Annotated in this window: 7 protein-coding genes; 6 read left to right on the plus strand and 1 reads right to left on the minus strand. The window is 31.5% G+C overall.

Annotated elements, in window-relative coordinates; translation table 11 throughout:
• Window positions 1-1,322, minus strand: a 1,322-nt coding sequence (locus tag ACVC08_RS02480) for a recombinase family protein (protein ID WP_452600875.1), incomplete at its 3' end; no start/stop codon positions are given.
• Between the two features lie 156 nt (window positions 1,323-1,478).
• Here ACVC08_RS02480 and ACVC08_RS02485 point away from each other — a divergent pair.
• The 6 genes from ACVC08_RS02485 to ACVC08_RS02510 are packed head-to-tail and all read left to right on the plus strand — an operon-like array spanning window position 1,479 to window position 11,536.
• Window positions 1,479-1,682 (plus strand): helix-turn-helix domain-containing protein, encoded by a 204-nt coding sequence (locus ACVC08_RS02485; RefSeq protein WP_452600876.1) that lies wholly within the window; start codon window positions 1,479-1,481, stop codon window positions 1,680-1,682.
• Entirely contained in the window at window positions 1,683-3,773 is a 2,091-nt protein-coding gene (locus ACVC08_RS02490; protein ID WP_452600877.1) for a type I restriction-modification system subunit M, read from the plus strand.
• Window positions 3,774-5,144, plus strand: a complete 1,371-nt coding sequence (locus ACVC08_RS02495; RefSeq protein WP_452600878.1) for a restriction endonuclease subunit S — start codon at window positions 3,774-3,776, stop codon at window positions 5,142-5,144.
• A 1-nt stretch (window position 5,145) separates the two neighbouring features.
• Complete coding sequence (locus tag ACVC08_RS02500) at window positions 5,146-6,573, plus strand: DUF262 domain-containing protein (protein WP_452600879.1); 1,428 nt, start codon at window positions 5,146-5,148, stop codon at window positions 6,571-6,573.
• Window positions 6,561-8,528 (plus strand): DUF262 domain-containing protein, encoded by a 1,968-nt coding sequence (locus tag ACVC08_RS02505; RefSeq protein ID WP_452600880.1) that lies wholly within the window; start codon window positions 6,561-6,563, stop codon window positions 8,526-8,528. Before ACVC08_RS02500 ends, ACVC08_RS02505 begins: the two co-directional genes overlap by 13 nt.
• Window positions 8,529-8,530: 2 nt before the next feature.
• On the plus strand, window positions 8,531-11,536 hold the full coding sequence (locus ACVC08_RS02510) for a type I restriction endonuclease subunit R (RefSeq protein ID WP_452600881.1): 3,006 nt from the start codon (window positions 8,531-8,533) through the stop codon (window positions 11,534-11,536).
• Window positions 11,537-11,688: the final 152 nt, after the last annotated feature.

The following is an 11,688-nucleotide window of genomic DNA, read 5'->3' on the forward strand; positions in this document are numbered from 1 at the left end:
TCAATCTTCAATTTGACTTGTTTAAGCTTTATGGCGAGGTCTTTTTTTAAAAGTTTATAAACCTGTTCAGAAGAAAACTCTTGTAATATATTCCGTGATTCAATTTCTACTAGACCTCTTTCAATAGTTGTCTTAGTTTTTGTTAATTCTAAAATTTCAGCTTCGTTTAACTCTATCACTCGTTTGACTTCATTAGTATCAAAGCTACTACCGATAAGTGTTTTTTGTTTTAAAACATCCTTTATCTCAGCTGTGTTAGTTAAAATTTCAATAATTTTATTCCATAAAATACCATCAGTATTAGGTATGTTTAAACATCGTTTCATATTGCATTCAACATTCTGCTTATATGAATTATTAAATTTACGCTCACTTAGAGGACAATAATACTGGCGAATATATTTCTTTTCGTTAGTCCTACCTCCCATTGGTGTTCCACAACCACAAACTAAAAAGTCTCTAAACAAGTAAAACCGTGTTGTTCTGTTAATTTGATTTTTACGTTCTAGTTTTACTTTTTTCCTAGATTGAACTTCGTCCCATAATGTATAACTAATAAGTTGTGGCACTTCATTAGTGATTGTGGTATTAGATTTTTTATCTGTGAATTTTTGTTGCCCAGTATATATTTCATTCTTTAAAATAACTTGGAGAGAACCCATTGACCAGAGTTTATTCCCTCTTCTTGTTTTAATCTTGTTGTCTTCAAGTATTGATTTTATTTCTTTCAAAGATGTTCCTTTAGAATACTCACTATAAATCATACGAATCCATTTACTTTCGGACTCATTTTCTGTTAATCGATTTCCAATTCCATCCCACTTGAGCTTATAGCCAAAAGGACAGTCTCCTCCTCTCCAATAGTTTAGTTTTACCTTTTCGATTTTACCTAGTCTGCTTCTCTCTTTCCTAACCATATTGTCGTAAGTTGAAACTTCGCTAAGAATGCCAAGAATCATATTCTCCATAAAGTCCTGTGTATTATGTACACCATTTGATGTATGAAGAATGACTCCATTTGCAATCATCTTCTGTCTTATGGTATACCACGTTATTTGACTGCGAGATAATCGGTCTGTATTCCACACATACAAATGTTTTATAATTTTCGAATCAATCAGTTTTAGAACTATTAATAGTACTGGTCGATTGTCAAGGGTGTCTTTTGAAGAAGATGTACCACCTTCGTTATGTATGACATAGTTCATATTTAGTTTTTTAGCTAAGTCTATTCCAACATCCATTTGTGTTTTAAGTGATGTTCCTTCCTCCTCTTGAACAGACGTGCTTACTCTGACTAAAATGTGTAGTGTTTCTTTCATTAAATACCCTTGTTTAAACTATTTGGAAACACTAAAATAAATGAAATAACGATTATAAAAAAAATCGAAATATTAAATTCAATAAAATACAGTGTAAAATCCCATCATATTTCAATGAGAATTACTAGATTAGGCATAACTTAAAAATGGTTTAAAATGAACCGAATAAAGGAAGTTCTTAAAGACAAAGGAATTAGTCAAACTTGGCTTGCCAATAAGATGGGTAAAAGTTATAACACGATTAATGAGTATGCTCGAAACAAAAGACAGCCGAGTATTGAAGTCCTGTTTGAAATAGCTGAAATATTGAATATGGAGGCAAAAGAACTAATTGAGAAACGAGATTTTAAGAGAAAATAAATGAATTTAGATACACAAAGCCTACAACCTATTATAAACTTCATCTGGACAGTAGCAGATGATGTTTTAATCAATAAGTATTTAGAAAACCAATATCAAGACGTTATATTACCGATGACAGTGTTAAGGCGTTTAGATTTGGCGTTAGAGCCTACCAAAGACCAAGTACTTAAAACGCATAAAGAATTTAAGAGTAAAATAGATAATCTTCTAGGGTTATTAACAAGTAAAGAACACGGTTCTGGATTGGCATTTTACAATACTTCGCCATACACAATGAAAAAGTTGTTAGACGACCCAAAAAACATTGACAGCAACTTTGAGGACTATCTAAACGGATTCTCGGAAAACGTACAAGACATCATTTCTAAATTCAAATTTAGAAACCAATTAGAAACACTTGAAAATGGTGGTATTACTTTTTCACTTATTGAGAAATTCTGTAATCCAAAAATAGAATTACGCCCTGAAAAAATATCACCTATGGCAATGGGTTATATGTTTGAGGACTTAATTCGCAGATTCAACGAAAAAACAAACGCTGCTGCTGGACGTCACTTTACACCTAGAGAGATTATTGAATTAATGACCCATTTGGTGTATTTGCCTGTAAAAGACCAAATACAAAACGGAACCTTTTTAGTATACGACCCTTGTGCGGGTTCTGGAGCAATGCTAACACAATCTAAAAAATATGCAACCAATCCTGATGGTGAAATAAAATCAAAAGCAACTTTTCATTTATACGGTCAAGAAAACACGGGTGAAATGTACGCCACCTGTAAATCTGATATGTTGCTAAAAAACGAAGACCCAGACAAAATAAAGTTTGGCTCTACATTGAGTGAGTATGGTTTTGACCCAAATCTGAAATTCAATTTTATGTTAACAAATCCACCTTATGGAACAAGTTGGAAACAAGACATAGAAAACTTAAACGTAGGCACTGGTAAAAAAGTAGAAATAAACGACAGACGTTTTAACCTACCTATTAAAAACTTTAAAGGCGAACTCGAAGAAACATGTTTGACTTCACGTAGCAATGACGGACAGTTAATGTTTATGCTACATATGCTTTCTAAAATGAAAGACCCAAAAGATGGTGGTAGCCGTATTGCTTCTGTACACAATGGTTCTGCCCTATTTACAGGCGATGCAGGGAGTGGTGAAAGTGGCATACGCCAATACATTTTAGAAAACGATTTACTTGAATGCATTATACAATTGTCCAACGATATGTTTTATAACACAGGTATTGCCACCTATATCTGGATTTTAAGCAATGTAAAAGAAGACAAACGAAAAGGCAAAGTACAATTGATAAATGCATCTTCTAAAGATATTTTTACGAAGAAAATGAAAAAAGGTCTTGGAGATAAAAAAGTAGAATTGACTTCTACTCATATTGAAAAGATTCAAAACATCTATTTTGGTTTTGAAGAAAATGAATATTCTAAAATATTCGATAATGAGGATTTTGGCTTTTACCAAATTACAACGCAACAGCCATTAAAATTAGCTATTACTAATTGTAAAGAAAAAATAAAAAATGGCAAAGGAGCTTATTTAGAAGATTTATTGAATGTTGCAGGTTTTAACATTGAAGAAATAGCAAACTATTTTGGAGATGATATCCATTTAGATTTCAATAAATCTATAATTGATTTTTCTAATCATTTGGGAGCTAAAAAGGAAGGATTTATAAATAAAACCCTTAGGGATGTTTTGTCTGTATTTGCAGAAACAAATAGTGATGCTAAGCCAGTCTTTAAAAATATAAATGATTATAGGAAACATAAAACTCAACCCGAAAAAAGAGTAGAGAACACAAAATATGTAATTGATAAAGACCTAAAAGATTCAGAAAATGTACCAATGACTGAAGCCATTGACACATATTTTGAACGAGAGGTAATACCATTTGCACCTGATGCTTGGTATGACAAAAAGAAAATGAAAGTGGGTTATGACATTGCTTTTAATAAATATTTTTATGAGTATGAAAGCCTCAGAAGTCTTGAAGATATTTCTAATGAAATTGTTGCTTTAGAAGCTGAAACAGATGGATTATTAAAGGAAATTGTTGAGTAAATGAAGAAACTAAAGCAATATCCAGAATATTATGATTCAGAAGTTGAATGGCTTAGAAATGTTCCAAGTCATTGGGAAGTTGTAAAATCAAAACGAATTTTTATAGAGGCTTCAATAAAGGGTTTTCCAAATGAAGAATTGTTAGCTGCAACACAAACGAAAGGTGTTATTCCAAAATCATTATATGGTAATACAACAGTTACAGCTACAAAAAACTTTGAAACACTAAAATTAGTTGAAAAAGGAGATTTTGTTATTAGCTTGAGGTCTTTTCAAGGAGGAATAGAATATGCTCATTATAGAGGTATTATTAGTCCAGCGTATACTATTTTAAAACCACAAGAGGAAGTTGTACATAAATACTACAGATACCTTTTAAAATCTAAAAGATATATAAGTGGTCTTACCCTTTTGGTAACTGGTATTAGAGAAGGTCAAAATATTGATACTTCAAAGTTTAAAGATTCTTATTTGCCACTTCCACCAAAACAAGAACAAACCACAATAGCCAATTTTCTCGACTACAAAACCGAGAAAATCAACCGTTTTATCAACAAGAAAAAACAGCTCATTGAGTTACTCAACGAGCAAAAAGCAGCCATAATAAACCAAGCAGTTACAAAAGGCATCAACCCAAATGTACCAATGAAAGATTCAGGAATTGAATGGTTGGGCGAAATCCCTGAACATTGGAAAACAACCAAACTAATTGGTGTTTCCAATTTTGTAAGAGGTAATTCAAGTTTTAAAAAAGATGAATTATTGAGTAATGGAAACTATGTTGCTTTGCAGTATGGAAAAACATATAAAATTGATGAAGTTGATAAAAATTTTCAGTTTTATGTTAATGATGAGTTTTATAAAGATTCACAGGTTGTAAACAAAGGAGATGTAATTATTGTTTCAACTTCAGAAACGATAGAAGATTTAGGACATTCTGCTTTTTACAATAGAACTGATATAGGTTTATTAGGTGGAGAACAAATGCTGTTAAAACCAAATAAAAAAATAGATGGAAAGTATTTGTATTACTCTTCAAAAGTATTCACAAAAGAACTTCGTAAATATTCCACAGGTGTAAAGGTTTTTAGGTTTAACATTAATGACTTAAAAACAATATATACATCTATTCCTCCAATTGAAGAACAAATTAAAATTTCAGAATATATACAAAGTGAATTAAACACAGTAACCAAGACTATAACCACAATAGAGAAAGAAATTACTTTAGTAGAAGAATACAAAACAGCTTTAATAGCAGAAGCGGTTACAGGTAAAATAGATGTAAGAGATTTTAAACTACCTACAGAAGAAACACCTTTGGCAATGGTAGCAGAGGAAGCTTCTAATTATAAAAAAGAAGTTAATTAATTTGATACAAGTTAATACATACCGTTTTTTTGACTTGTATGAGAGATTTCCAAATTTGGTCGTACCAGATTATCAACGTTCTTATACTTGGGATGTTGCCAAAGTACAAGAGTTGTTACAAGATTGGGAAGAATACATTGCTTCAAGTCCTAAACAAACCTATTATATGGGTTCTGTATTGTTGTTTGCCAATACTAAAGATGCTAATTTTCAAATTATAGATGGTCAACAAAGACTTACAACATTAGCACTAATCTATTACCAACTATATGGCTCGTTGCTAAAAGGGCAAAATGTACAATACAATCAAAGTGTTTCAGGTTTTAACATTGCCAAAAACTTAAACTTTGCAAAGCAATCCATAGCTAGATTAGAAAAATTAAAGGATTCTGAAATTTTCCACAAGCTAGAGTTTACGGTAATTGTAAGTGATAATCAAGACCATGCTTTTGCGTTTTTCGATTCACAAAACAATAGAGGTGTTAGTCTTGGCGTAGATGATTATCTAAAAGCATATCATCTTAGAGCATTACCCGAAAAACTACAAGAGCAAAAAGCAAAATCTTGGGAAGATATTACCTTTAAAGCCAGAAAAGAAGATAACCATTTGCTAGACCTCAAACATTTATTCAATGAAATATTGTTTAAGGTGAGACAATGGAAAGGGCAATCGCATTTTCCGTATCCCAATAAAACGGAAGTGTTAACAGAGTTTCAAAAAAACACGTACAGTACAGAGACTAAAAACGCTTTTCGTTTATTTCCTAATAATAACAATATGCGTTATCACCAATTAGAATATACAGAGAATGGTGTACTACTGGTATCAGCAGAAAAACCTTTAGCTAAAAAAGACTATCCTTTTGCTATAAGGCAACCCATCTATAAAGGACAGAACTTTTTTGATTATACAGATAAGTATCACGCCATATTTCGTTTTCTTTTTAACACCAAAGAACAGAAGTCTCTTGAAATAGAAAAAGCATTGCTTTTTTATAATGCTTTGTACACCAAAGATATGTCGGAGTATTTACGTTATTATATGCAAATGTGTTTAGTAGCCTACTATGACAATTTTAAGGAAGAACAGTTCTTTAAAGCCATACAGTATTTCGATTATTATTTGGGAGCCATTAGGTTAGAGAAATATTATGTGCGTCAAGAAGCCATAAAAAACAGTTTAAAAAATGCGTCTAATAGCTTATTGGATGTCATATGCAGTGCTTATTTGCCTAATGAAGTGTTTAGTTTTATTAATCAAGCAAAACCTACTGAAAACATCTATATCAATAATGGGTTCTTAAATGGAAAAAAAGAAGTAAAAAACAATGTAATAGACCGATATATAGAAAGGTTATGTGAGTATTATAATAAGGATGTTGATAATAGATTAATTGAAGTAAAGAGCCGAAAGCAATGGATAGCATAGTATCAAATTTAACAGATATAAAATCTATTGTAGCTCAAGAATTTGAGTTCAATATTCCTATCTATCAGCGATTGTATGTTTGGACAGAGGAGCAAGTAAAAACCTTATTTGAAGATTTACTTACAGCATATAAAGCAGATAAGGACATATACTACATAGGTGGAGTCATAACTGTAAATAATGAAAACAGCGACAAGTTGTATGACCTGGTAGATGGGCAGCAGCGATTTACCACACTATGGTTATTATCCAATGAATTAGGAGGTAATCTTGAGCCATTCACCTATAAAAATGGAGAACTTAGGTTAAAGTTTGCCATACGTCAAAATGTAACAGACTATTTCAATAATATAGGTAATGCAGAACATTCTTCATCAAATGATTCAAAAGACTATTCTGATTTATTAAAAATAGGGAAAGCTCGAAATCAAATTAACCAATTGATTTTACAACACTTAAAAGATGAGGAAGAAAAAATAAAATTCTCAAATTATATTTTTGAAAAAGTAAAAATGGTATTAACCGATGTGCCAAAAACTACAGACCTTAACAAACTGTTTGAAGCCTTAAACAACAGAGGTGAGCAGTTGGCACATCACGAGATACTTAAAGCTAGATTACTTAACTACATTAAAAATGTAGAAAAGAGGAATCAATATGCCAAACTATGGCAAGTATGTTCAGTAATGGATAATTATTTAGAGCGTCTTATTGCCTTAGAAATTGGCTCATCAAAAGATGTGGCGCATATTTTTCATAATGGATTTGATATTGATGATGTTTTAAATTTATTCGAAAGTTCAAATCCTCAAACCACTCTTATGCTAAGCGATGTGTTAGAACATCCTGAACAATACGAGGATATTGCAACTTCAATTAAAGACAATATTACTCATCATCCAGAATCAAATGAAGATGAGTTTGAACCAGTAAGGAGTATTCTCTCTTTTCCTCAACTTTTGCTACATACTTTACGTATTTTTCTATTCGAAAATGAAGAAGAAGATATTTTACGTATCAATGAAAAAGAGCTTTTAGAAACTTTTGATAAGCACTTTTTGAAGTCTGAAATTATCAACGAAAAATTTGTAGTTAGATTCTTTAAAACCTTGTTTAAAGTTAGATATAGCTTTGACAGATATGTAATAAAATGGATTACTGTTTCAGAAGACAGAGAAGAACACGGTATTAAGGACATTTATAAACAAAACCAAAAAAAAGGAGGCTGGACTTATTATTTGAGAAGATTGAATAAAGACAGTTTGAACGGAATGGCATTGCTACAAAGCATATTATACCATTCTCAACAAAACACGACTCAATACTGGTTGACACCTTTTTTATATTGGATGATTGATGAAAAACCATCATTTAATGATGCCTATTACTGGTTAAGACAATTAGACAACACCTTATTTAGTTCAAATGCGGAGCATATTTCTTTACCAGAAAGAACTATTAATTCTATGGAAGTTTTTTTAGATGTAGAATGTGATGCAGAAACAGTTTTCGGTACTCTGGAGAATTTAAATAATTCAGGAGTTAGCTTTCCACACTATTGGTTTTATAAAATAGAATTTATACTCTGGTATTATAGAGGTCAATTGGATAAAGAAGATGAATGGAGTAATTATAAAATGACAGCAAGAAACTCAATTGAACATATAGGCCCGCAAAACCCAAGAGACCCTAGAGACAAGGTTTGTATTGAAACCTTAGATACAATGGGCAATTTAGTGCTGGTTACTAGAAGTATAAATTCAGAATACAGTGACAAAGCATATGGTGTTAAACGCAGTATGTTTGAAAATAAAAAAGCAAAAGGAAGTATAGATAGCTTAAAATCAGATTTAATATATAATGAAGATATTTGGAATGATGAAAAAGCAAAAGAACATTTTGAAAAAATAATCGTATTGCTAAATGATTACTTTCATGACCACAATTTGAATTAACTATGAGTAAAAACACCAATACAAAAGAAAATGGCTTTGAAAAGCATATTGTTGATTATTTAGTTAATAGCAACAACTATGTAGAAAGAGCAAACAGCAATTACAATAATATCAATTGTATTGATGAAGATTTGCTGTTTCAGTTTTTAGAAAAAACACAAGCCAAAGCATTAGACAAATTAAAACGTTACCATAAAGACCTTTACAAACAAAAAATAGTAAAGCGTTTAAACGACCAAATAAAACAAAAGGGCGTTATAGAAGTTTTGCGTAAAGGTATTGTAGATGGCTTTACAGATACCAAGCTACGCTTGTTTTATGACAAACCAGTTTCTGTATACAACCAAAAAGCAAATGACTTGTACCAAGCCAATATTTTTTCGGTTATGCGTCAAGTCTATTTTTCGCCAAAAAACAAAAAATCTTTAGACATTGTTACGTTTATTAATGGTATGCCAATTATCAGCTTTGAGCTTAAAAACGAGCTTACCAATCAAAATGTAAAACATGCCATAAAACAATACAAAACTGACCGTGACCCAAACGAAGAGTTATTTCGTTTAGGCAGGATGGTTGTTAATTTTGCTGTAGACACAGAAGAAGTATGGATGTGTACAAAGCTAGAAGGCGACAGCTCTTATTTTTTACCTTTCAATAAAGGAAATAAAAACGGAGCAGGAAATGAACCTAATGGTGGTATAAAAACAGATTACCTGTGGAAAGAGATTTTAACTAAAGATACTCTTACCAATATCCTTCAAAACTATACTAAATTAATCACAGAAGACAAAGAGTATAGAGACGCTAAGGGTAAGAAAAAAGTAAAGAAAACTAAAAAACTTATATTTCCTCGTTTTCATCAATTAAACGCTGTTTCCCGATTATTAGCAGATGCGCAAGAAAAAGGGGCAGGTCAAAAATATTTGATACAACATTCGGCAGGTTCAGGTAAAAGCAACTCCATTTCTTGGTTGGCTCACCAACTGGTTGGTTTACATGATAAATCAGGTTCTAAAACAATTTTTGATACCGTTATTGTCATCACAGACCGAAGAGTTTTAGATAAGCAAATACGAGAGAACATAAAACAATACCAACAAGTCAAAGGTGTTGTACAAGCTATTACAGATGGAAGTAAGCAATTAAAAACTGCTTTAGAAGAAGGAAAAAAAATAATAATTACTACCATTCAAAAATTCCCCCATATTGTCGAGGATATTGGTGATTTACCAAGCAATAATTTTGGAATCATTATAGACGAAGCACATAGTAGTTTAAGTGGACAAATGGCTCGTAAATTAAACGAAACACTAGCCAAAGTTTCAGACGAAGAACAGCTTCAAAGTGATTTAGAAAACTATGATGAAACAGAAGATAATGAAGTAACAGGTGAAGATTTTATAAGGGCAATAGTGAAAGCTCGTAAACTCTTACCTAATGCAAGTTATTTTGCTTTTACAGCTACGCCAAAAAACAAAACCTTAGAATTATTTGGCGAACCATTTGAACAGGATGGAAAAACCAAATACAAAGCATTTCATTTGTACTCAATGAAACAAGCCATAGAAGAAGGTTTTATTAAAGATGTATTGCTTAATTATACAACATACCAAAGCTTTTATGCTTTACTGAAAAAGATAGAAGACGACCCAGAGTACGATAAGAAAAAGGCTCAAAAAAAACTGAAAGCCTATGTCGAAGGTCATGACCATGCTATCAAAAAGAAATCCATTTTAATGATTAACCATTTTATAGATAATGTAGTTAAGAAGAATAAAATGGGTAACAAAGCAAAAGCTATGATGGTTACAAGTAGCAGAGCTAAAGCGGTACAATACAAACACGCTTTTGATGCTTATCTAAAATCTATTAATAGTCCATACAAAGCAATTATTGGTTTTTCTGGGGAAATAGATGGAGAAACTGAATCAAGTTTAAATGGTTTTCCAAGCGGTAACATACCTGAAGAATTTGAAAAAGATGAATACAAATTTTTATTAGTAGCTAATAAGTTTCAGACAGGTTTTGACCAACCACTGCTTCATACAATGTATGTAGATAAGAAATTAGGTGGTGTAAATGCGGTACAGACCTTATCCCGACTAAATAGAAGTCATCCGTTAAAAACAGATACTTTTGTTTTAGATTTTGCCAATTCTTCTGAGGATATAGAAAAAGCATTTAAACCATATTTTGAAAATACTATTTTAGGAGAGGCTACAGACCCAAATAAATTATTTGACTTACAAGATGCTTTAGACAGTTATCAAGTCTATTCTAGAGAGCAAGTAGAAAAGTTTTCAAATAAAATATTAGCAAATGTAACAGTAGACCAGTTACACGACATTTTAGACCAATCAAGTGTTGTTTTTAGAGAAGATTTAGAAGAAGAGCAACAAGCGGATTTTAGAGCAAAAGTAAAGACTTATGTACGTTTGTATATATTCTTATCTCAAATTGTAGATTTTGAAAATGCATATTTAGAGCGTCTGTATATTTTCTTAAATCATTTACAAAGCAAATTAGGAACTGATGCTGAACCTGATTTTTCACAAGGTGTTTTAGATAATATAGATATGGATAGTTACCGCCTACAGTTGGAAGCCACCACAAATATAGCAATGGAACAGGGAGAAGATTTACAACCTATTCCTACAGAAATGAGAGGCGGAACATCTGACCCTGAAATTGACCAATTATCTAATATTATTAAAACTTTTAATGACCGCTATGGAACTGAATTTGAAGATGCTGATAAGGTCAGACAAATGGCTGAAAGTGTTGTAAATGGAGTGGCTAAAAACAAAGATATGCTAAATTCCATCGAACATTCTGACGAACAGAATGCAAGAATTACAAGTGATAAATTAGCTCAAGACGAATTACTGAAACACGTAACAACAAATTTTGATTTTTATAAAGTCATTAATGACAACGAAGAAGCTAAAGAGGAGTTTAATACAATGGTTTTTAATATGGTAAAAGAAATGTTACGTAAATCTCTATAGAGATTACATTAAAAAACTAAGACAACTATTGAAAGAGGTCTAGTAGAAATTGAATCACGGAATATATTACAAGAGTTTTCTTCTGAACAGGTTTATAAACTTTTAAAAAAAGACCTCGCCATAAAGCTTAAACAAGTCAAATTGAAGATTGA

The organism is Pontimicrobium sp. MEBiC06410 (genome assembly GCF_053601615.1).